At 71.5% G+C, this 20,480-nt stretch carries 17 protein-coding genes, 4 tRNA genes and 2 pseudogenes; 14 read left to right on the top strand and 9 right to left on the bottom strand.

Annotation, left to right across the window (positions count from 1 at the left end; translation table 11 throughout):
- Positions 1–31: 31 nt before the first annotated feature.
- Complete coding sequence (locus tag BJ964_RS02955; RefSeq protein ID WP_188119227.1) at positions 32–805, bottom strand: DUF4190 domain-containing protein; 774 nt, start codon at positions 803–805, stop codon at positions 32–34.
- 272 nt (positions 806–1,077) lie between these two features.
- Between BJ964_RS02955 and BJ964_RS02950 the strand changes: the two genes are divergently transcribed.
- From BJ964_RS02950 to BJ964_RS02940, 3 genes are read left to right on the top strand one after another with little or no spacing between them, the layout of a single operon-like run.
- Positions 1,078–1,620 (top strand): DUF4956 domain-containing protein, encoded by a 543-nt coding sequence (locus BJ964_RS02950; RefSeq protein ID WP_229806548.1) that lies wholly within the window; start codon positions 1,078–1,080, stop codon positions 1,618–1,620.
- Entirely contained in the window at positions 1,617–2,351 is a 735-nt protein-coding gene (locus tag BJ964_RS02945; RefSeq protein WP_188119225.1) for a polyphosphate polymerase domain-containing protein, read from the top strand. The genes BJ964_RS02950 and BJ964_RS02945 overlap by 4 nt, the downstream gene beginning before the upstream one ends.
- Positions 2,352–2,387: 36 nt before the next feature.
- Positions 2,388–4,034, top strand: coding sequence for a carbohydrate-binding domain-containing protein (locus BJ964_RS02940; RefSeq protein WP_188119224.1), 1,647 nt, complete (start codon positions 2,388–2,390; stop codon positions 4,032–4,034).
- An 86-nt stretch (positions 4,035–4,120) separates the two neighbouring features.
- Here BJ964_RS02940 and BJ964_RS02935 read toward each other — a convergent pair whose 3' ends face one another.
- From BJ964_RS02935 to BJ964_RS02920, 5 genes and pseudogenes are all read right to left on the bottom strand, one after another.
- A complete protein-coding gene (locus BJ964_RS02935) occupies positions 4,121–5,392 on the bottom strand; it encodes a beta-ketoacyl synthase N-terminal-like domain-containing protein (RefSeq protein WP_188119223.1) in 1,272 nt (423 codons plus the stop codon).
- A 43-nt stretch (positions 5,393–5,435) separates the two neighbouring features.
- Positions 5,436–6,695, bottom strand: coding sequence for a beta-ketoacyl-[acyl-carrier-protein] synthase family protein (locus tag BJ964_RS02930; protein WP_188119222.1), 1,260 nt, complete (start codon positions 6,693–6,695; stop codon positions 5,436–5,438).
- On the bottom strand, positions 6,692–7,117 hold the full coding sequence (locus tag BJ964_RS47280) for a cupin domain-containing protein (protein WP_229806606.1): 426 nt from the start codon (positions 7,115–7,117) through the stop codon (positions 6,692–6,694). The genes BJ964_RS02930 and BJ964_RS47280 overlap by 4 nt, the downstream gene beginning before the upstream one ends.
- Before the next feature lie 39 nt (positions 7,118–7,156).
- Positions 7,157–7,558 (bottom strand): annotated as a pseudogene (locus BJ964_RS47725) (SRPBCC family protein); the annotation flags it as partial.
- A gap of 9 nt (positions 7,559–7,567) precedes the next feature.
- Complete coding sequence (locus tag BJ964_RS02920; protein ID WP_188119221.1) at positions 7,568–7,819, bottom strand: acyl carrier protein; 252 nt, start codon at positions 7,817–7,819, stop codon at positions 7,568–7,570.
- Between the two features lie 313 nt (positions 7,820–8,132).
- On the opposite strand from BJ964_RS02920, the gene BJ964_RS02915 reads away from it, so the two are divergent.
- Positions 8,133–9,293: an oxygenase MpaB family protein gene (locus BJ964_RS02915; protein ID WP_188119220.1), complete on the top strand. Its 1,161-nt coding sequence runs from the start codon at positions 8,133–8,135 to the stop codon at positions 9,291–9,293.
- A 90-nt stretch (positions 9,294–9,383) separates the two neighbouring features.
- Complete coding sequence (locus BJ964_RS47720) at positions 9,384–10,475, top strand: dipeptidase (protein ID WP_229806547.1); 1,092 nt, start codon at positions 9,384–9,386, stop codon at positions 10,473–10,475.
- A gap of 101 nt (positions 10,476–10,576) precedes the next feature.
- On the opposite strand, the pseudogene BJ964_RS02910 reads toward BJ964_RS47720, so the two are convergent.
- A pseudogene (locus tag BJ964_RS02910) lies at positions 10,577–13,189 on the bottom strand (ATP-binding protein); the annotation flags it as partial.
- 396 nt (positions 13,190–13,585) lie between these two features.
- On the opposite strand from BJ964_RS02910, the gene BJ964_RS02905 reads away from it, so the two are divergent.
- Positions 13,586–14,008 (top strand): acyl-CoA thioesterase, encoded by a 423-nt coding sequence (locus tag BJ964_RS02905; protein ID WP_188119218.1) that lies wholly within the window; start codon positions 13,586–13,588, stop codon positions 14,006–14,008.
- A gap of 39 nt (positions 14,009–14,047) precedes the next feature.
- Here the strand turns inward: BJ964_RS02905 and BJ964_RS02900 are convergent, their stop codons facing one another.
- On the bottom strand, positions 14,048–14,749 hold the full coding sequence (locus BJ964_RS02900) for a hypothetical protein (RefSeq protein ID WP_188119217.1): 702 nt from the start codon (positions 14,747–14,749) through the stop codon (positions 14,048–14,050).
- A 278-nt stretch (positions 14,750–15,027) separates the two neighbouring features.
- Here BJ964_RS02900 and BJ964_RS02895 point away from each other — a divergent pair, with 278 nt between their 5' ends.
- The 5 genes from BJ964_RS02895 (at position 15,028) to BJ964_RS02875 (ending at position 16,659) form a co-directional block, all read left to right on the top strand.
- Entirely contained in the window at positions 15,028–15,216 is a 189-nt protein-coding gene (locus tag BJ964_RS02895) for a hypothetical protein (protein WP_188119216.1), read from the top strand.
- A gap of 94 nt (positions 15,217–15,310) precedes the next feature.
- Positions 15,311–15,382: transfer RNA gene (locus BJ964_RS02890), tRNA-Gly, on the top strand.
- A 39-nt stretch (positions 15,383–15,421) separates the two neighbouring features.
- Positions 15,422–15,492: transfer RNA gene (locus BJ964_RS02885), tRNA-Cys, on the top strand.
- 10 nt (positions 15,493–15,502) lie between these two features.
- Positions 15,503–15,577 (top strand) — tRNA-Val (locus BJ964_RS02880).
- A gap of 410 nt (positions 15,578–15,987) precedes the next feature.
- Positions 15,988–16,659, top strand: coding sequence for a hypothetical protein (locus BJ964_RS02875; RefSeq protein ID WP_188119215.1), 672 nt, complete (start codon positions 15,988–15,990; stop codon positions 16,657–16,659).
- Here BJ964_RS02875 and BJ964_RS02870 read toward each other — a convergent pair.
- Positions 16,656–18,269, bottom strand: coding sequence for a methyl-accepting chemotaxis protein (locus tag BJ964_RS02870; RefSeq protein WP_188119214.1), 1,614 nt, complete (start codon positions 18,267–18,269; stop codon positions 16,656–16,658). The genes BJ964_RS02875 and BJ964_RS02870 overlap by 4 nt on opposite strands.
- Before the next feature lie 775 nt (positions 18,270–19,044).
- On the opposite strand from BJ964_RS02870, the gene BJ964_RS02865 reads away from it, so the two are divergent.
- The 3 genes from BJ964_RS02865 (at position 19,045) to BJ964_RS02855 (ending at position 20,244) form a co-directional block, all read left to right on the top strand.
- Positions 19,045–19,121: transfer RNA gene (locus BJ964_RS02865), tRNA-Val, on the top strand.
- A gap of 491 nt (positions 19,122–19,612) precedes the next feature.
- Positions 19,613–19,831, top strand: a complete 219-nt coding sequence (locus BJ964_RS02860; RefSeq protein ID WP_188119213.1) for a DUF2191 domain-containing protein — start codon at positions 19,613–19,615, stop codon at positions 19,829–19,831.
- Positions 19,828–20,244 carry a PIN domain nuclease gene (locus BJ964_RS02855; RefSeq protein WP_188119212.1) on the top strand — a complete coding sequence of 139 codons (417 nt, stop codon included), beginning with the start codon at positions 19,828–19,830 and terminating at the stop codon, positions 20,242–20,244. Before BJ964_RS02860 ends, BJ964_RS02855 begins: the two co-directional genes overlap by 4 nt.
- Positions 20,245–20,480 lie beyond the last annotated feature (236 nt).

The following is a 20,480-nucleotide window of genomic DNA, read 5'->3' as shown; positions in this document are numbered from 1 at the left end:
CGGCCACGCCCAGAGGGCGTGGCCGGACCGGTCACTTGGTGAGCGGGGCGGTGAGGGTGCCGCTCGGGGCGACCACGATGCAGGAGATGCTCCGGTCCTGCCGCCATTCGCGGGCGTCTCGCGGGTAGAGGTAGTAGATGTCCATGTTCTCGGTCTGCGGGGTCAGGTACGGCTCGAAGGCCGCGCCGCACCGCTTGTCGCTCTCCGCCTCGACCTGGGCCGTGCCGGGGTAGGAGCCCTCCGGGAAGGTGTAGACGTGGTAGATCTCCGCCTGGTGCGGATCGGTGCAGGCCACCGTCGGGAGGTCGTAGATCGCCGATGAGCCGTCGAAGTCACGGATGCAGTCGCCGGCCTTCAGTTCGGTGACCACGACGTCGTCGATCCCGGCTGCCGCGTCCCGCCGCTCGTCGACGACGAGGACGCCGATGATCGCGGCGATGAACAGGACCTGCAGTCCGGCAATGATCAGGGTGGCGATGGCGAGCCCGCGGCCGCGCTGGGGCTGCCGTTTGATCTTTCGCAGCGCGATGACGGCGAAGACGGCCCCGACGAGGCCGCTGACGAGGAAGGTGGTCAGCAGGCCGGCGATCGCCCACCCGTTGGTGCCCTCCTTCGGTGCCGGCGCGAACGGGTCGCCCGACCAGCCCGGCGGGTACTGGCCGGGGGCTACCGGTCCGCCGAACGGCTGCGGTCCGGCGCCGGGGGCGGGCGGAAAGGGCTGCGGAGGCGCGGGGGGAAAGGGGGGCGGAGCAGCGGCCGGCGTCGCCGGCTGCTGGATGGGGTCGGAAGGAACTTGGTTGTGCACGGTCGCACGGTAGTTCCCCGCCCCACCTGCGCGGTGTCCCTTATTGATCAAGAATCGGTATCGACCGGGACAGCTGGAACACAGGGGTCTTTGAGGTAGCTCTGAGGTTTTGTTCGATGGAAAAGCGGCCGGGCGCGGTTACCGTCTAATCGAAGTTCATCGATATGTAACCTGCGGTCCGGACGGTGTTCACGGGGGAGGTCCGGCCGGAAGCCTCGAGAGGTCGTGTCACTATGCCCCGGCTCGCCATGTTTGCGCTAGACCTCGTAGCGGTGTCCCTTCTGGTCTTCGGGCTGTATTTTCCCCGGCACCGGCGGCGGGACCTGGTGGTGGCCTATCTCGGCGTCAACGTGGGCGTCCTCGCGGTGGCCGGGTCGCTCAGCTCCAGCACGGTCGGCGCGGGCCTCGGGCTCGGGCTCTTCGGCGTGCTGTCGATCATCCGGCTGCGATCCACCGAACTGGACCAGCACGAGGTGGCGTACTACTTCTCGGCCCTCGCGCTGGGCATCCTCGGGCCGCTCAGCGGTGGGGAGCAGTGGCTGGCGCCGGCGCTGATGGGGCTGATCCTGATGGTCATGTACCTGGGTGACCACCCACGGCTGTTCCGGTCGTACGGACGGCAGGTGCTGGTGCTGGACAGTGCCGTCACCGACCCGCTCACCCTGACCGTGCAGCTGGAGGGCATCCTCGGGGCGCGCGTGCACAAGGCCACCATCGAGCGGCTGGACCTGGTCAACGAGACGACCGTGGTCGACGTGCGCTACTCGTACGCCCAGGGAAGGAAAGCGCCGTCGCTTGCCGGAGTGAACCGGTGAGCGCGACCACCCACCTGGATCCGATCTCGCTGGCCGAGCTCACCGACAAGGCCGAGTTGCAGACGCGGGTCGACCGCAAGTACGTCCTTCCCCTGGAAGCGGCCCAGGAACTGGTGGAACTCCTCGATCCGCGGACCCGGGTGCTGGAGATCGACGGCGAGCGGACGTTCCGCTACCGGTCGGTCTACTTCGACACCCCGGACCTGGTCAGCTACCGGCTCACCGCGCACCGCCGGCGGCGGCGGTTCAAGGTCCGCACCCGGACCTATCTGGACTCGGCGCTGTGCTGGCTCGAGGTGAAGACCGAGGGCTACCGCGGCGGAACCGTCAAGAACCGGCTGCCCTACCAGGCATGCGACCACGACACGGTCGAGCCGGGCCGCTGGTTCGTCGACGACGTGCTGGGCCACAGCGCCGGGCTGGACCTCGCGCCGACGCTGCTCACGCACTACCGGCGAACCACGTTCTACCAGCCCGCGGACGACTCCCGGGCGACCGTCGACGTCGATCTCACCTGGACCGGCGTGGACGGCACCGCACTGACCCTCCCGCACGTCGCGGTGGTCGAGACCAAGACCGGATCGGCCGTCTCCCCGGTCGACCGGCTGCTGTGGGCCCGCGGGCACCGGCCCACCAGCATCTCCAAGTACGCGACCGGGCTCGCAGCGTTGCGCCCCGATCTGCCCGCCGTCCCCTGGCGCCGTCTCATGCGCCGTCATTTCTCCTGCTGAACCCAGGCAATTCGTCCCCGAACATAAGGACCCACCATGCCCAGAATCCCCCGTCTGGCCGTCCCCGCGGTGCTGACCGCCACCGCCCTGGCCGCCTGGGTGGCACCCGCCCCGGCGTTCGCGGCCGGGCCCGCCGCCGCGGCCGCGCTCGCCGCCAACCAGGCCTCGCACCTGAGCGCCGCCGACCTGACCTGGAACGAGTCGGACGTCGCGGCGGTCACCCTGACCGGCACGAGCGCCACCACGACCAGCTCCAACGTGACCGTCTCCGGCAGCACGGTGACCGTCACGGCGGCCGGCACCTACCGGTTCAGCGGCACCCTCACCAGCGGCCAGATCGTCGTCAACAGCACCGGCACCGGCATCGTCCGGCTCATCCTCAACGGTGTGACGATCACCGGCAGCACCGGCGCCATCAACGTCGTCGCCGCCGACGAGGTGCTGGTGCACCTGACGGCCGGCACCACCAACCGGCTGACCGACGGCACCGCCTCCGCCGACGCCCCGCTCGCCTCGGCCGCCGACACGACCATCGCCGGCACCGGGTCGCTGATCGTCACCGGCAACGCCAACGACGCCATCAACGTCAAGGACGGCCTGGTCATCGCGGGTGGCACGATCACCGCGACGGCGCCGGACGACGCCATCCGCGGCCAGGACTACGTGATCGTCTCCGGTGGCTCGATCACCGCGACGGCCGGTGGCGACGGCCTCAAGTCGGACAACGAGGAGGACGCCACCCGCGGGTACGTGGCGGTCACCGGCGGCACCGTCAACGTCACCTCGACCGGCGACGCGCTCACCGGCCAGACCGACGTGATCGTCAACGGCGGCTCGATCACGGCGAAGACCACCGGCGCCGACTCGGCGAAGGGCCTCAAGGCCGGCGTGCTCAGCGTGATCAGCGACGGCACGGTCAACGTCACCGCCACCGACGACGGCGTCCACTCCGACGCCGCGGTCACCATCGACGGCGGCACCACGACCGTGTCCAGCGGTGACGACGGCGTGCACGCGGAGACCGACGTGCGGATCGGCGGCGGCACGGTCAACGTCACCAAGTCGTACGAGGGGGTGGAGGGCCTCAAGGTGTACGTGACCGGCGGCACCGTCTCGGCCACCGCCTCCGACGACGCGTTCAACGCCTCCGACCCGGCCTACGGGGAGATGCAGAACTCCCCGAACGCGCTCATCTCGATCACCGGCGGCACCGTGAGCGTCAGCGGCGGCACCGACGGCCTCGACTCCAACGGCGCCCTCACCATCGGCGGCGGCACGGTCGTGGTCAGCGGCTCCGGCACCCGCGGCGGCGGCGAGGGCGGCCTGGACTCCAACGGCGCCCTCACCATCACCGCCGGCACCCTGATCTCCACCGGGATCAGCGCCACCACCAGCACCCTCCCGACCTCCGGGCAGGGCTGGGTGTCGGTCACCCTCAGCGCCAACCAGCCGGCCGGCACCGTGGTGCACATCGCCACCACCTCCGGCACGCAGATCGCGTCGTACACCGCGGCGAAGGCGTTCCGCGGCGTGGTCTTCTCCTCCAACCAGATCGCCCGGGGTACGACCTACGCGATCCGGACCGGCGGAAGCGTCTCCGGCACCGCTGTCGGCGGCGGCCTCTACCTGGGCGGCACGCTCAACGGCACCCAGGTCGCCACGGTGGTGGCCGGCACCAGATAGGACGGGTGGGCGTCACTCCGGCTCCTCCGGCGCCGCGGGCAGGCCCCCGCATCCGATGCGGGGGCCCGTTCTCGTGTGCGGGTGTGTCAGGCGGCGGGGGCGGTGAGCACGGCCGCGGCGTTGAAGCCGCCCACGCCCCGCGCCACCACCAGCGCGGCCCGCAGGCCGGCGCCCTCGCGGGCCTCGGTGACCAGGTCCAGCCCGGACGCGGCGACGTCGGCCGGGTCCACGTTGACGGTCGGCGGCACCACGTCGTGCCGCAGGGCCAGCGCCGCCCAGGCCAGATCGAGCGCGGCCGCGCCCGAGCAGAGCCGGCCGGTCATCGTCTTCGGCACGGTCACCGGCACCCGGCGGCCACCGAACACCTCGGCGATCGCCGCGGCCTCCAGGCGGTCGCGGAGCGGGTCCCCGGCGCCGTCGGCGAAGACCACGCCGATCCGGTCCGGGGAGACGCCGGCCCGGTCCAGTGCGGTGCGCATGGCCCGGGCCAGCTGGCGGTGGTCCGGGGCCGGCTCGGACGGATGGTGCGCGTCGTGGGTGGAGGCGGTGCCGGCGATCTCGGCGTAGACCTGTGCCGCCCGGCCCCGGGCCCGGTGTGCCGCCTCCAGCACCAGCATCGCGCCGCCCTCGCCCGGCACGTAGCCGCTCGCGCCGGCCGCGAACGGCCGGTACGCGAGCGCCGGGTCGGCGCCTCGGTGCAGGGTGCCCACGCTGCTCTGGCAGGCCAGCGCGTACGGCGACAGCGGCGCCTCGGTGCCCCCGGCCACCACCGCCGAACTGCCCCGGCGGATCAGCCGGCGAGCCTGGGCGACCGCGTCGATGCCGCCCGCACCGTCCGCGACCAGCACCCCGCACGCGCCCTTGAGCTGGTGCCGGATGGAGATCTGCCCGCTGCTCGCGGCGTAGAACCAGCCGATCGACTGGTACGCGCTGACCGTCCGCGGCCCGTCCCGCCAGAGCGCCTGGATCTCCCGCTGCCCGAACGCGTTGCCGCCCGAGCCGCTCGCCGTCACCACCGACAGGTCCATCGGCACCTCCCGGCGCGGATCCAGGTCCGCGTCGGTGAGCGCCATCCCGGTGGCGGCCAGCGCCATCCAGGTCCACCGGTCGGTCTGTACGGCGAGCCGGTTCTCCACGAACTCGGTGTGCGTGAAGCCGGCCACCTCCCCGGCGACCGAGATCGGCAGACCCCGGTCGGCCGAGGAGGGGGAGCCATTCGTGGGGGCGGGCGGCTCGGGGGCCGAGATCGGGGCGATCCGGGCGGTGCCGGCCAGCGAGTTGCGCCAGTGCTCGGCCACGCCCACGCCGGTCGGCGCCACCACGCCGATGCCGGTGATCACCGGCATCCGCGCGTTCATCGCGACACCTGGACCGAGTTCGATGATTCGCTCGCAAGCTCGCTCATTGCAAGACCCGGGAGAACACCATGGCCGACTGGAAACCGCCGAAGCCGCTGCCCGCCGAGAGCGCGTGGTCCACCCGCGCCTCCCGGCTGACCAGCGGCGTGTAGTCCAGGTCGCACTCCGGGTCGGGGTCGGTCAGGTTCGCCGTCGGCGGGATGATCCCGCGTTCGATGACCAGCGCGCAGGCGGCCATCTCGATCGAGCCGATGGCGCCGAGCGAGTGCCCGACCACCGACTTGATCGAGCTGATCGGGATCTTCCGTACGGTGTCGCCGAGCGCCCGCTTGTAGGCGGCCGTCTCGTGGCGGTCGTTCTGCTTGGTGCCGGAGCCGTGTGCGCTGATGTAGCCGATGTCCTCCGGGCTGATGCCGGACTGCGCGACCGTCTCGCTGATCGCCTCGCCCAGCTCGAACCCGTCCGGCCGCAGGCCGGTCATGTGGAACCCGTTGGCCCGGGCCGCGTACCCGGACACCTCGCAGTAGATGCGGGCGCCGCGGGCCCGGGCGTGCTCCAGCTCCTCCACGATCAGTACGGCCGAGCCCTCCCCGAGCACGAAGCCCTGCCGGCCCGCGTCGAACGGGCGCGACGCCAGTTCCGGCTCGTCGTTGCTCGGGGTGGTGGCCCGGATCGCGTCGAAGCAGGCCACCGTGATCGGGGAGATCGGCGCGTCCGAGGCGCCCGCGATGACCACATCCGCCTCGCCGTCCTGGATCAGACCGTGGGCGTGCCCGATCGAGTCGATCCCCGAGGTGCAGCCGGTGGAGATCACCGCGGCCGGGCCGTGCGCGCCGTACCGGACCGCCAGTTCGGTGGCCGCGCTCGACGGCACCAACTGCTGGTACATGAACGGCATGAGGTGGTTCTCGTCCACCGTCCAGGCCCGGCCGTGATCGCTGGCCACCACGTACTCGTCCTCGAGCCGGATCGTGGCGCCGACCGCGCTGCCCAGGCTCACCCCGATCCGTTCGGTGTCGGTCGCCGCCAGGTCCAGGCCGGAGTCCCGGACGGCCTCGTCCGCCGATGCCAGGGCCATCTGCACGAACCGGTCGGTGCGGCGGATCACCTGCGGCGACAGGCCGTACCCGGCCGGGTCGAAGTCGCACTCGGCCGCGATCTGCGACCGGTACGCGCCCGGGTCGAAGCGGGAGATCCGCCGGATCGCCGGCTTGCCGGCCACGATCCGGCTCCAGAACTCCTCGCGGTTCGCGCCGCCCGGCACCACCACCCCGATGCCGGTCACCACGCTGCGCCGGGTCATCCGGTCACCACCGGCACCGGCGCGAGATGCTCGTTCGGGCCCGGCTCGGTGTCGACGTGGCCCAGTTCGGGGCGCGGCGCCAGCGGGCTGAGCTGGAACACCACCAGGGCGGTGCCGGCGCCGACGTTGGTCAGCCGGTGCCGGACGTTGCGCGGCACGAGCAGCGCGTGGTCCGGGCGTACCGTCACCGGCCGGCCGTCCAGGTCCACCCGCAGCTCGCCGCTGACCAGGTAGAGGTACTCCTCGGAGTACGGGTGGTAGTGCTCGGAGACACCCTCGCCGGGCGCCAGCCGGACCGCGCCGCAGAACCCGGAGGTCGAGCCGACGGTCGCCGGCGAGACGAGGGTACGCAGGTCGCCGCCCCGCCGGGTGTTCGACGGCACGTCCGGGAAGCCGATCACGGCCTGCCGCCGCCGCTCCAGCGTCTCCCGGATCACCTTCTGCTGGACCAGGGTGTTCCGGTTGATCCGCTCGGTCATCCCGGCGGTGTCCACCGGGGCGTCCGGGCGCATGTGGAAGTCCTGCGTCCAGCGCATCCGGGTGCGGTCGGGGGCCAACTCCTCGTACGTCCAGGTGATGTTCATGAACTCGAACGGGCCGGTCTCCACCCGCCGCGCGCGGGCCGTCCAGGTGTCCCGGTCCCAGGTGCGGTGCGAGACCCAGGACCAGACCCGGCCCTGCTCGTCGGGGTGCATGGTGAGCCGGAACGTCACGCCGCCCGGCTGCTCGTCCAGCACGTCGACCGAGGCGTACTCGGTGAACAGGGTGGGCCAGGTCCGTACGTCGTTGGTGTTGGCCCAGACGAAGTCGATGGGCGCGTCGATCTCGATGGCGTTGTCGGTGTGTCCCAGCAGGCCGGTCATCGGTCCCCCTCAGCTGTTCGCGGCGGCGAGGTCGTTGACCAGGGAGCGCAGGCTCTCCGGCGTGCTGTCGGCGTCCAGTCGCGGCTCGACTTCGACGCCGTACCGGTCCTGGATCCGGGTGGCGATCTCGGTCCGGGCCAGCGAGTCCAGATCCAGGTCGGTGAACGAGCGGCCGTAGTCGGCGGAGCCGATGCCGGGGTCGGCGCCGACCGCCAGCAGCAGGGTGCGCAGATCGTTTTCGGTGAAGGCTTGGGATGCCATCCGGGCTTCTCCTCCTCATCAGAGCGCCCTGGCCGGGCGTCGTCACGACGCTAGGTCGGTGTGGACGTTCAGTCTTCCACCGGCGTGCTGATAAAGGCCTCCTACCAGGGATGATGCGCCCGCCCGGGGGAGGAGACGACGTGGCGCCCGCCGATCGGCGGGCGCCACGGTAAGGTGAGGGAGCTCGCCTACGGCCACTTCGGGCGGGAGCCGCCCGAGTTCACCTGGGAGCGCACCGACCGGGCCGCGGATCTGAAAGCGGCCGCGGCCTGAGCCGGTAGCGTGCGAATCCTGATTCACTTATCGTCGGTTCATGACGACGCACGCGGATCTGCGGGTACCCACCCGGTTCGGCGCCGACCGTGAGTGGTCCGAGCGGGCGGCCCGCCCGCTGCGGCTGGTCGCCGGCCCGGGAGCGAACCCCACCGGAGAGGAAGTGGCCGCGCTCGGCGCCGGCCTGATACGCCGCGACGAGCTCGCGGCCGAACTGGTCCGGGCGGTGCGGCCGAACGAGCTGCACCGGGCGCTCGTCGCCGGCCCGGACGGCGATGTGCCGGAGCCGCTGCGGGCCTTCTACGACGCGGTCGGGCAGCGGCCGTCCTGGGTGGACGACACGCTGCTGGCCCGCGGCGCCGAGGCCTGCCGGACGTTCGGCATGGACGCCGGCCTGGTCCTGGCGTACGGGTCGCTGCTCGGCGGCTACCGCACCGCGGCCGCCCTGGAGCCGCTGGTGCGGACCGGGCGGCTGGCCGGCGGCGAGACGCTGCGCCGGATCCAGGAGACCTCGATCTGGTGGCGCGCGGTCACCGCACCGGGCGGCCTCCGGCCGGGCGCCGAGGGCTACCGGCTCAGCCTGCACGTCCGGGTCATGCACGCGCTGGTCAACGCCCGCCTGGAGGCCGATCCGGCCTGGGACTGGGAGCTGCGCGGCGTGCCCGTCAACCAGTACGACCAGGCCAGCACCCTCGGCGTCTTCAGCACCAGCTTCCTGCTGCACCTGCGCCTCCTGGGCGTACGGGTGTCCCGCGCCGACGCCCACGCGGTGATGCACCTGTGGAGCTACATCGGCTGGCTGATGGGCGTCGACGAGGACTGGCTGCCGCACACCGAGCGCCGCGGCCGGCGGCTGCTCTACCACTTCCTGTCCCACGATCCGCCGCCGGACGGCAACAGCGTCGCCCTGGCCCGCGCGCTCATCGACATGACCGACGACGTGACGACCGGCTGGCGGCGCCGCTACGAGCGGGAGCGGGCCCTGTCGGTGAGCTGCTGGCTGCTCGGCCGGGCCGCCCTGCGCGACCTCGGCCTGCCCTACCGCCCGCCGTGGTACGGCCTCGCCCGGATCGGCGCGAACCTGCTGGTCAGCCAGGGTCTCGGCCGGCTGCCCGGAGGCCGCGCCCGGCTGCTGGCCCGGTCCGAGCGCCAGGCGCGGGCCCAGTTCCACCGCTGGGGCGCGGCCCTCCCACCCGCCTGACAGAAACGTGCCAGAAAACCGGCAGACGCCCGTGGCAGCCTGAGGACGTCGCCGGGACGAGACACGGCTTCGGATGGGGTGTGACCGCGGGTGTGGCCGATCGACGAGTCTGCTCGTGACGGGGGCGACCGAATCGCCCGCCTGCTCAGCACGTACCCGCTGATCGACGGGCACAACGATCTGCCGGACGCGCTGCGCACCCTGGCCGGAGGCCCGGTCTCCCCGGCCGAGCTGGAGAAGTTCGCCCTGGATCAACCGCATCCACGGACCCGCACCGACCTGCCGCGGCTCACCGCCGGACGGGTCGGCGCCCAGTTCTGGTCGGTCTACGTGCCCGGCGACCTGCCACCGGCCGCCGCCGTGGTGCGCACCCTCCAGCAGATCGACCTCGTCCACGAGATGACCCGGCTGCACTCCGGCCGGCTGGCGCCGGCGCGGACCGCGGACCAGGTGGAGGAGGCCTTCCGGGCCGGGCGCATCGCCGGGCTGATCGGGGCCGAGGGCGGCCACAGCATCTGCGACTCGCTCGCCGTCCTGCGCATGCTGGCCGAGCTGGGCGTACGGTATCTGACCCTGACCCACAACCAGAACGTCGCCTGGGCGGACAGCGCCACCGACGTACCCCGGCTCGGTGGCCTGAGCGACTTCGGCCGTGAGGTGATCGCCGAGATGAACCGGATCGGCATGCTGGTCGACCTGTCGCACGTCGCCGACACCACGATGCACGACGCCCTGAACGTCAGCACCGCGCCGGTGATCTTCAGCCACTCGTCGGCGCGGGCGCTCTGCGGCCACCCCCGCAACGTGCCCGACGACGTGCTGACCCGGCTGCCCGGCAACGGCGGCGTGTGCATGGTGACGTTCGTCCCGGCGTTCCTGACCGCCGACCGGTGGGCCTGGGAGCGGCAGCCGGACGGCCCGCCCCCGCCGGTGACGGTGGAGCAGGTGGCCGACCACGTCGAACACGTCCGAGAGGTGGCCGGGATCGAGCACGTCGGCATCGGCGGCGACTTCGACGGCTGCGGCGACATGCCGGCCGGGCTCGACGACGTGTCCGGCTACCCCCGGTTGTTCGGGGAACTGGCGGCCCGCCGCTGGTCCGACGCGGACCTGGCGGCGCTGGCCGGCGGCAACGTGCTGCGGGTGATGCGGGCCGCCGAGACGGTCTCCGGCGGGCAGTGACAGCCGAACCGGGCACGCCACCCGGTCAGCTCGGTGCGTTCCCGTACGCCCAGCTCCTGAAAGACCTCCCCGGCCGCCGCCCAGTCCCGGTGCGCGGCGTCGTGATCGCCGGCCGCGCGGCGGGCGGCGCCCAGATCCCGTAGCGTCCGCGCCCGCCCCAGCTCCATCCCGATGGCCCGCCACTGCTCGGCAGCCGACTCCAGCAGCCCGATCGCCTCAGCCGGACGCCCGGCCGCCAGATGCAGCTCACCGAGGGTACGGGTGACCAGCGCCGTCCCGTACCCGTCGCGCCGCCCGGTGGTGGCGTCCAGCGCGGTCCGCAGCGGATCCCGCCCCCGTTCCGGATCGCCCTGCCGGATCCACACCTTGGCCAGCGCCTGCGCCGTGTAGGCGGCCAGGTGCGGATCGCCGATCTCGGTGGCGATGGCGTGCGCCGAGGCACAGTGCTCGGCGGCCTCGGCCAGTTCGCCACGGGCCCGGTGCACCAGGCCGATGCCGCGGATCGAGATCAGCTCGCCGCGCCGGTGGCCGATCCGCCGGTACCGCTCCAGCGCGGACGCGAAGTGGCCCAGCGCGACCGCGTCGTGGCCCAGCTCCCGGTGCGCGAAACCGAGGCTGTAGTAGGCGTGCGCCACCCCGGCGTCGTCACCCAGCCGGTCCAGCATCTCCCGGGCCCGGTTGATCTGCGGCAGCGCGGTGGTGTGCTCGCCCAGTTCCCGGCTCACGGTGCCGAGGCCGTTCAGCGCCACCGCCTGTCCGCGGTCGTGCCCGGCCGCCTCGAACAGCCCGGCCGCCCGGGAGAAGTGCTCCCGCGACTCCGGGAACCGGTCCTGGGCATAGCGCAGCTGGCCGATACCGCACTCCATGGCGGCCTCGGCGAGACGGTTCCCGGCCCGGCGGGCGGCCACGCTGACGGCGGTGTGCGTACGCTCCCAGCCGTCGAAGTTGTTCCGGGCCGCGAACGACGCGAACACCAGCGCGTCGGCCAGCCCGCACGCCGGCTCGACCAGATCCAGAGAGGCGGCCCGCTCCACCGCGGCGATCAGGGCCGGCTCCTCGTGGGCGAACCAGCAGTGCAGGTCGACCCGGTCGATGGTGGTGGTCCAGTGCGCCGGCGGCTCCGGCAGGCCCGCCGGGTGGTAGAGCCGCGGAGTGGCCACCGGAAGCTGCTCGGCCAGGCGCTCCACCAGGCGCAACAACGCGGCGAGCGCCCCGGTCACGGTCGCCCGGGCGGCCTCCGGTTCGGCCCGGCTCAGCTCACCGGCGTACAGGCGGACCAGGTCGTGCATGCGGTAGCGGATGCACGACCCGTCCGTGCCGATGACGTCGAGCAGCCGCGCGTCGGTGATCTCCTCGACCAGGTCGCCCGCCTCCTCCAGGCCGGTGCCGAGCAGCGCCGCCACGGTGAGCGCGGTCAGCGACGGCGGGTCCAGGCTGCCCAGCGCCCGGAACGCGGCCTGCGCCCGCGGGCTCAGCCCGCGGTAGCCGACAGCCAGCCCGGCCCGCACCTCCATGTCGTCGACGGCCAGCTCGTCCAGTCGGCGGCGCTCGTCGTCGAGCCGGTCGGCGAGCTGGGCGACCGCCCAGTGCGGCCGGGCCACCAGCCGGGCGCCGGCCACCCGGACGGCCAGCGGCAGCCGCGCGCACAACCCGATGAGGCGGGCGGTCTGCTCCGGATCGGCGTCCGTCCGGGCCGCGCCGATCACCCGGGTGAGCAGCGCCCACGCCTCGCCCAGCGACATCATGCCCAGCTCGACCCGGCCGGTGGCGGGCACCGTGGCCAGCCGGAACCGGCTGGTCACCAGCAGCGCCGAACCGGCGTCCCCGGGCAGGAACGGATGAACCTGCCGGGCCCGCACCGCGTCGTCGACGACCACCAGCACCCGCCGGCCGGCCAGCTCGGCCCGGTAGCGTGCCTCACGCTCGCGGAGATCCGGATTGCCTTGCGCGTCCGCGTCGGTGACGCCGAGCATGCGCAGCAGCCGGCTCAGCGCCTCGGCCGGCTCCAGCGGGTCCGCGCCGCCGACGTCCAGAAAGAGCAACCCGTCTGGAAAATGGTCCCGGACGGCATGCGCCACATGCACCGCGAACGCCGTCTTCCCGGCGCCGCCCGGCCCGGAGACCACCACCACCGGACTGGCCCGGGGCACCCGCAACGCCGCCACCGTCTCGGCCACCCGCTCGTCGAAACCGGTGTAGTCGGGCAGATCCGGCGGCAGCAGGAACGGCTTCCCGGCCGCCTCCGGCAGCGCGGGCCCGGCACGCTCCGGCACGGACGGGGCCGGCGATCGCAGGATGGCGGTGTGCGCTTCGCGCAACAGCCGCCCGGGCTCCGCGCCCAGCTCATCGACGATCCGGTTACGCGAGCGGGCAAAAAGATCAAGAGCCTCGACGGTACGCCCGGAGGCGTGCAACGCACGCATCATGGCCGCGATCAGCGGCTCACACAGTGGATCCCGGGCCAGCGCCGCGGCCAGCCGGTCGACCGCCCCGGCGGGCCGTCCCGCCTCCACCGCGGCCGCCGCCCAGTCGGCCAGCACCGCGAGCCGCTGCTGCTCCAGGCTCTCCCGGGTCAGCCGGGCCCACTCGCCGGGCAGCCCGGCCAGCGCCTCGCCACGCCACAGCCCGAGTGCCTCGTCCAGCGCGGCCAGCCGGTCGCCGGGCCGGGCGGACCGGGCCGACTCCAGCAGCTCACGGAACCGGAACAGGTCCACCGCGCCGTCCGGGACCTGCAACGTGTAGCCGCCGGACCAGCGGACCAGGGTCACACCGGTGCTGTCCTTGACCACCCGGCGCAGCCGGGCCACATAGCCGTAGAGCGCGCCGCGGGCGTCGGCCGGCGGCCCGTCACCCCAGAGCCGGTCGATCAGCGTCTCGAAGGTGACCGGATGCCCGCCGTCGAACAGCAGCGCGGCCAGCAGATGCCGCTGCTTGAGCGCGCCGAGCGCGACGATGCGCGCCCCCTCGGATGCATCCACCGGACCCAGCAGCCGGAACTGCACCACACCCCCTCGGACACGGACCTCGCGCCGGCCCAGCCTAGGGCGGGGAATCGTCAGCGTCTATGTGGTTCTCGATCCCGCGCCACCGGGGTGTGCCAGGATCGGGTGATGGCTGACCTCTTCCAGGTGCGTGTCGCGGTCCGTGGTTACGAGCTGGATCTCCAGGGCCACGTCAATCAGGCGGTCTATCTCCAGTACGGCGAGCACGCCCGCTGGCAGTGCTTCCTCGCCGCCGGTGTCGGCCCCGACGTGCTGGTCCGCGCCGGTGTCGGGCCGGTGGTGCTGGAGACCACGATCCGCTACCTGAAAGAGCTGCGGGCCGGCGACGAGGTGGACGTGACCTGCCGTTTCGTCTGGGGCGACGGCAAGACGTTCCGGGTCGAGCAGGACTACACCCGGGCCGACGGGGTGCCGATCGCCCGGGTGACCGGGGTGGCCGGGCTGATGGACCGGGCGACCCGGCGGCTGGTCGCCGACCCGGCCGGGCGGCTGCGGGAGCTGGCTACCGACCCGTCCTGGCTCGGCGTCTGACACGGCGGCGGCGGTCGCCCACCGCCGCCGCGCCGTCGATCAGGTCCCGGTTCCCTGCCGGCTGCCCGAGTCGCCGGAGCCTTGCTGGCCGCCGCCCGAGTCAGTGGAGCCCTGCTGGGCGCCGCCCGAGTCAGTGGAGCCCTGCTGGGCGCCGCCCGAGTCAGCGGAGCCTTGCTGTCCGCCTCCCGTGTCGCCGGAGCCCTGCTGGGCGCCGCCCGGGAATCCGCCGCCACCCGGCATGCCGCCCCCGCCGCGCATGCCGGGCCCGCGCTGCCCGGTGCCGTTCTGCTGGGTGGTGGCGGCCGGAGCAGTGTCCCTGTCGATCGCCGTCATCACCCCGGCCGTGATCCCGGAGCTGGCGATCGCGGTGATCAGCACGGCGGCGATCAGCACCAGCTTCGGGCTCCGGCTGAACCGGCCCTTGGCCGCCGGCGCGGCCAGCGGCGGCAGCGGCGGGCCGGGCGGCGTGGTGCTGCCCGTCCCGCCGGCCGACGGCGCGACATGCTCGACCGGCTGGACCTCGCCCGGTTGTGCCTCCATCGGCTTGGCCTCGACGGGCTGGGTCTCTGCCGGCTGGGTCTCTGCCGGCTGGGTCTCTACCGGCTGGGTCTCTACCGGCTCGATGTCCACCGCGGTGGGTGGCTCGTCCGGGGTGGCCTGCGGCGCGGCGGGCGCGGCCCACGGGTCGACGGCCTCGGTGGCCGGCTCGGTATCCGGGTTGATCTGGTCTTTCGATGTCATCTTCGTGGCTCCTAGGCTCGTCCCGGAACCCATCGTGCGGAGCCCGCTTGTGCGGAGTCTGTGCCGCGATTGAGGGGTGACTGTCAGACCGCCATGGACCTACCGGGTGCCGCGCGCCGATCCGTTCGGATGACTCGGGGGCCCTCCGGGACGGCCGTCCACCCACCGACATCCGGCTGACGTACCGCTGCCGATCGGTCCGGCCTGCTCCGACGGGTGACCGGTATTGCGGCGAACCCGGGCGTGCGAGATTGTCGCGCGTGTTCGAGGAGGCCCCCATGGAAGAAGCATTCGAGGCGTACGCCACAGGTCACGCCGACGGCTCGGCCGGATTGCGCGACCGGCAGCGCGCCCACCATCCGGAGACCGGCGACGACTACCGGATCGGCGTCGTCGACGGCAGCGTCGCGGCGTTCCAGGCGGAGCTGGTCGCCGAGGTCCGCCGGCTGCTCGGCGATAACCGCTGACCAGCGCCACGAGGAGAAAACCGGGGGCCGCTTTGGCATCTCCCCGGTGGCTCGGCTAAGGTTTCATCCGTCGCCAGGGAAACCGGCGCGGCACGCGGAAGTGGCGCAGTGGTAGCGCATCACCTTGCCAAGGTGAGGGTCGCGGGTTCGAATCCCGTCTTCCGCTCGGAGAAGGCTGTTGCTGATCATTTGCTTCGGCCGCCACGGTGGAGTGGCCGAGAGGCGAGGCAACGGCCTGCAAAGCCGTGTACACGGGTTCAAATCCCGTCTCCACCTCGCATCACCAGGGCGATTGGCGCAGCGGGAGCGCGCTTCCTTGACACGGAAGAGGTCACTGGTTCGATCCCAGTATCGCCCACCAGAGTTTGTGCAGGTAAACGGCCCGTAACCGATTTATCGGTAACGGGCCGTTGTTGTTTTGCTGCTTACATTGGGAGCAGTTTGGGAGCGCAAGATCATCTTTGGATGATCTGCGAACCCCGGCGCCTACCGTCGGTTCCTCGCCCTAGCCCTTCCATCGGGCACCGACGGCTGAACCGCGCCGCAACGACCTGCCAGATCTCACGTCTCGTTGTCAGCGGTCCCGCCGCCTGGGTGACATCCGGTTTCTGTCACGAGCGTGTCAGCAGGCGACTGCTCCGAGCGCCCTTTTATGCGACGAGGCGCCGACCCATCCGGCTGACCACCAGATCGGAGCGCCTGTTCGTTCTGGCCTTCGCAGATCAGCACGGCACCGCGTTGGAGCGCGTCGACTGAGCCGCGGACAGAGCGATGTGGTTGATCTCGGCACAGTTCCAACGGCCTCGTCATCACGATGCGATCAGGGTCCGGCTGGACAGCCTGAGCCGCGAAAAACCGGAAGTCGTCGTTTCGTTCGAGATGACCGGCCACGTCACCATTACCACACGTCAGCTCGACGGGATCGCAGCTGACGCGGCACGGCCAGGCCTGGCCGCGATCGGGGAGTTCCTGAGGTCGGCAAACGTCGACCTGCAGATGCTCACGACCTACACCCGCCGCACCGGCGCGGCGGAGCCGGTTCAGGAACTGGTGGGGGTCGCCGAGATCGCCGACATGCTGAAGGTGTCCAGGCCCGTGTCCGGCAGCTGGCCCAGAAGGCCGCATTCCCGCGCCCGCTGGCCGTTCTCGCTATGGGCCCGGTGTTCGCCCGGCGTGCCGTCACCGAGTACCTCAAATTCGACCGGCAGGCGGGAAACGACCCCATCGAAGCGGCACCGGTTTCGCCACCGGCACGGCCATTACCCCCGGTCAGGCCGGCCTCCGGAACGTTGCACCACCGACCGTCGATCTCCCGCTGAGACGCTCTTCGCCAGCAACGATTCAGCCCGACAACGATCCGCGAGCCAACCCGCAGCGACCTCCAAATACCAACGCGGGTCGATCAAGACTCTGATCAACCCGCGTTTAACACCAGTCACCTAGTGGCGGAATCCGTTGACGATGGCGGTAAGTTCGCCGGAGAGCGTGGTGAGGTCGGCGGCGGCCTGCTGGGTGGAGCTGGCGCTGTCGGCGGTGGCGGCGGCGCCCTGGGCGACGTGGGACACGGTGCCGGCCAGACCGCCGGTGTTCGTCGCGACGTCGGACACCGACCGGCTCATCTCCGAGGTGGTGGCGGTCTGCTCCTCCACGGCCGAGGCGATCGTGGTGGTGTAGTCGCTGATCTGCTGGATGACCTGGGTGATCTCGCTGATCGCCTCGGTGGCCGTGGTGCTGGAGGACTGGATCGCCGCGATCCGGGTGGTGATCTCCTCGGTGGCCTTGGCGGTCTGCTGTGCCAGGTCCTTGACCTCGCCGGCCACGACCGCGAAGCCCTTGCCGAGCTCGCCCGCCCGGGCGGCCTCGATGGTGGCGTTGAGCGCCAGCAGGTTGGTCTGCTCGGCGATGACGGTGATCAGCTTGACCACGTCACCGATCTCGGCGCTGGCCGTGCCCAGCTCGGCGACCTGCGCGGTGGTGCGCTCGGCGACGCTCATCGCCTGGTTGGCGACCTGGGCGGCCTGCCCGGCGTTGCTGGCGATCTCGGCGATCGACGCGCTCATCTCCTCCGCGCCCGCCGCGATCGTCTGCACGCCCGCGTTGACCTCCTCGGTGGCCTGCGACGCCGCACCGGCCTGCGCGGCGGCGTCCGCGGCGCCGGACTGGAGCTGCGAGCTGACCCCGGACAGTTCCCTTGACGCGCCGGCCAGCGTGACCGCCGACCCGCCGATCGTGGTGACCGTCTCACGCAGCCGTGCCACTGCCGCGTCCAGCGCACGGCCCATCCGGCCCGGCTCGTCGAGAGAGGTCAGACCCGCGGTCTGCGTGAGATCGCCCGCGGCCAGGCTGTCACAGACGGCATGAACCTTGCGCAGCGACCGGACGATCTGCCGGGCGACGAACACACCCAGGCCGAGACCGGCGGTCAGCCCTACCAGGAGCATGACGATCGAGATGGTGAGATTCGAGTCGTACGACTCCTGGGCCGCGCCGGCGGTGGCCTCGGCGTCGGCGTTCTCGACGGTGCCCATGGCCGCGAGGCTTGCCGTCGCCCGCTTGGCCACCGGCACGGTCTCGACCTCGCGGATCTTCCGCCAGGTGGTCAGGTCGTTACGGTCGCTCGCCGGGAGCAGCTTCTCCTCGGCGATCTTCACGTACTCGTCGTAGTCCGCCTCCAACTGGTCGATGACCGCGACATCGCTGGCCGGGTGGCTGTCCCGGTAGGCGGCGAAGGCCGCTGCCGCCGCCTTCTGGTCGGCGGCGAACGCCTTGCGGTATTCGGCCTTGTTCGCCTTGTCGGGCAGGGTCGCATGGCTCATCATGTCGAGCCGGGTCTTCAAGAACGCCGCTTTCAGGTCCCCCAGCGCGGTCACGCTGGTGACGTTGCTGTTGTAGAGCTTGTCGGCGTACCCGTTGGTCTCTCCCAGCCCTTGCCAGCCCAGGACGCTGACAGACAGCGCGACCAGGGACGACACCGCCACCGCGCTGACGATCTTGAGGTTGACGCTGAGATCGTTGAACGAGCGTCGGCGCGCGGATGCAGCGGGCGATTTCACAGCACTACCAGAAGCGCTCAATCTGGACTCCCAGTTTCCCGTCAAGACTCATCAGGTGCGCGGCTATCACCGCCCCCTTCGAGATCGGTGCGGGAATCCCAGTATCTGAGCGGCGCCACGGAGTACACCGATGCCGCACCGAGGCTGCACCACGGTGTCGTCCACAGAAATCGGTCGGGCCGTTGTGACAAACAGAGAAGCTGCTTTCCATCCGCGGCCGGGATTCGGGTTCGGGTGTCGAGCCGTGGCGGAGCCAGCGTTCGAGGGTCCAGCCGTCGCCAGTGCGCCGGGCGGCGCTGTCGGCGAGGGTGTCGTCGCGGGCTTGCCGGGCAGCGGCCTGGGACGGGTAGCCGCTGCGGCGGATGCGTTCGGAACGGCCGAGCAGGTTCGGCGCGTAGCACTGGAAGTACCAGGAGCCCGTGGCCGCGCTCGGGCAGGCGTGGGCAGTTCTGTTCCAGTCGGTTGCCCTGCTGGTTGCGGCATCCGCATCGTTTGAAGGTCTTGGCTGTGCTGGCCATCGCCGTCCTCCGCTGTCGCGCTCGTTGTATCGAGCGTGATGTCAGCGGCGCCGGAAGTCGGCGTCGGCGAGTGGCGCGTCGTCCCCTATCCTCACCGGCCAAGATCTGTGACCGTCGCGCACCACCCACGTTGACCGCCGCCACCGACACTCGGTGGGTGGGAGCAGATTTGGGAGCATCACCCTGTCGCAAACGGCGCTGAACGGCGTTAAACGGCGCTGAACTACCGCCACTTGCGCCGCATACATGCGGGTCATGGCGAAGTTGTTGGTCGCCGGCTGCGGGACCGTTCCTTGACACGGAAGAGGTCACTGGTTCGATCCCAGTATCGCCCACGAGCAGGCAGCATCCGAACCGCCCATCGCAGTCGACGGGGCGGTTTTTCGGTCTGCGGGAAGGCCGATGTGGTGATCAGTCGCCTCTGTGGACTGTGTTTCCTGATTACCGCTGACGTCGATGTCAAGGCACTCCGTCGCGTGATTTCGCCTCCTGTTGCAAGATCCGGTCAGCGTCATGGCGGCCGGTCACGCTGGCTACAGTCCGGCGTAGATCTTGGGTGATGGCTGCCCTCCTGCGCGATGGTTACCACCCGGGTCAGGTCTCGTCGCAGCAGGGCAGCCCGCCATCCGACCAGGTAGGCGTTCTCCCACAGCTCCGTGCCGAACTGAGGGCTGAACTCGTCGCTGAGGGCCTGTCCATGCTGAGGGTCGCTTTCATCGACCGGGTGGTGCGAGTGCCGAGGGCCATGCCGCAGTCGTTGGTTGTGAGTCCGGGCGCCTACACTGATATCTGTGTGCCAGGCTGTATATCACGAGGGAGGCGCTGATGAGTCGGACCGTAGTCGACCTTGACGAAGCAAGCCTTGCGCTGGCGCAGCGGCAGCTGGGTACCAAGACCAAGCGGGACACGATCAATCAGGCGCTGGTAATCGCGGCCGGCACCAACGGCGAGGACCGGGCACGCGGACTCGCCTGGCTGCAGGAGAACGCCGCGGACTATCTCGACTTCGAGGCCCTGGACGAGTACGAACGCTCGGGCCGGTGACCGATTATCTGGCCGACACCTCAGCAGTGTGGCGGCTCCTGCGTGGGCAGATCGGCGGAGCGTGGCCCCGGCTGGTCGCGCAAGGCGTCGTCGCGATCTGCCCGCCGGTCGAGTCCGAACTCATGGTCGGCGTTCGGGCGGGCCGTGACTTCGAGCCGTTCACCGCAGTGCTGCGCCGTACGTTCGGCTGGGTCCCGGCGCTTGATGATCCTTGGCGGCAAGTGCTCGCGATCCAGCGAGACCTGATCAAGATCGGCCACCATCGCGGGCCGTCGCCGATGGATCTCATCATCGCGTTGACCGCCGAGTCACACGGCCTGACCCTCGCGCACGTCGATGCCGACTTCGACGCCATCGCAAAGGTACGCCCCGGCATCGCGATGGTCCGGATCGACCAGCCGATCACCCCTTGATCCGCTCGACGGGCCGATTCGCCGGATCGGCCGCGCCGCCGAGCCCTGGCCGGACCCTTGAACACCGTCACCGTCGCCTACCTCACCCGGCCGGCGCCGCCGAGCCCTCACCACTGACACCGGTCGAGCGGAGCGGCAATCGCGGTGTCGGCCGGGCAGTCGCGTCGCGGGCGTCGTAGCCTGATCTGGCGAGGCCTACGGGCGCCGGGGACTACCGGCCCAGGCGGTTCATCCGC

The sequence above is a fragment of the Actinoplanes lobatus genome (genome assembly GCF_014205215.1).
In the GTDB taxonomy this organism is placed as follows: Bacteria; Actinomycetota; Actinomycetes; order Mycobacteriales; family Micromonosporaceae; genus Actinoplanes; species Actinoplanes lobatus.
This window is presented reverse-complemented; position numbering and strand designations above follow the sequence as displayed.

What these genes read in the sequence shown, in the direction of transcription:
- BJ964_RS02915 (WP_188119220.1), top strand. Translation starts at nt 8,133, where the DNA reads ATGACGACGCACGCGGATCTGCGGGTACCCACCCGGTTCGGCGCCGAC.
- BJ964_RS02860 (WP_188119213.1), top strand. Translation starts at nt 19,613, where the DNA reads ATGAGTCGGACCGTAGTCGACCTTGACGAAGCAAGCCTTGCGCTGGCG.
- BJ964_RS02935 (WP_188119223.1), bottom strand. Translation starts at nt 5,392, where the DNA reads ATGAACGCGCGGATGCCGGTGATCACCGGCATCGGCGTGGTGGCGCCG.
- BJ964_RS02875 (WP_188119215.1), top strand. Translation starts at nt 15,988, where the DNA reads ATGTGGTTGATCTCGGCACAGTTCCAACGGCCTCGTCATCACGATGCG.
- BJ964_RS02940 (WP_188119224.1), top strand. Translation starts at nt 2,388, where the DNA reads ATGCCCAGAATCCCCCGTCTGGCCGTCCCCGCGGTGCTGACCGCCACC.
- BJ964_RS02920 (WP_188119221.1), bottom strand. Translation starts at nt 7,819, where the DNA reads ATGGCATCCCAAGCCTTCACCGAAAACGATCTGCGCACCCTGCTGCTG.
- BJ964_RS02895 (WP_188119216.1), top strand. Translation starts at nt 15,028, where the DNA reads ATGGAAGAAGCATTCGAGGCGTACGCCACAGGTCACGCCGACGGCTCG.
- BJ964_RS02905 (WP_188119218.1), top strand. Translation starts at nt 13,586, where the DNA reads ATGGCTGACCTCTTCCAGGTGCGTGTCGCGGTCCGTGGTTACGAGCTG.
- BJ964_RS02930 (WP_188119222.1), bottom strand. Translation starts at nt 6,695, where the DNA reads ATGACCCGGCGCAGCGTGGTGACCGGCATCGGGGTGGTGGTGCCGGGC.
- BJ964_RS02900 (WP_188119217.1), bottom strand. Translation starts at nt 14,749, where the DNA reads ATGACATCGAAAGACCAGATCAACCCGGATACCGAGCCGGCCACCGAG.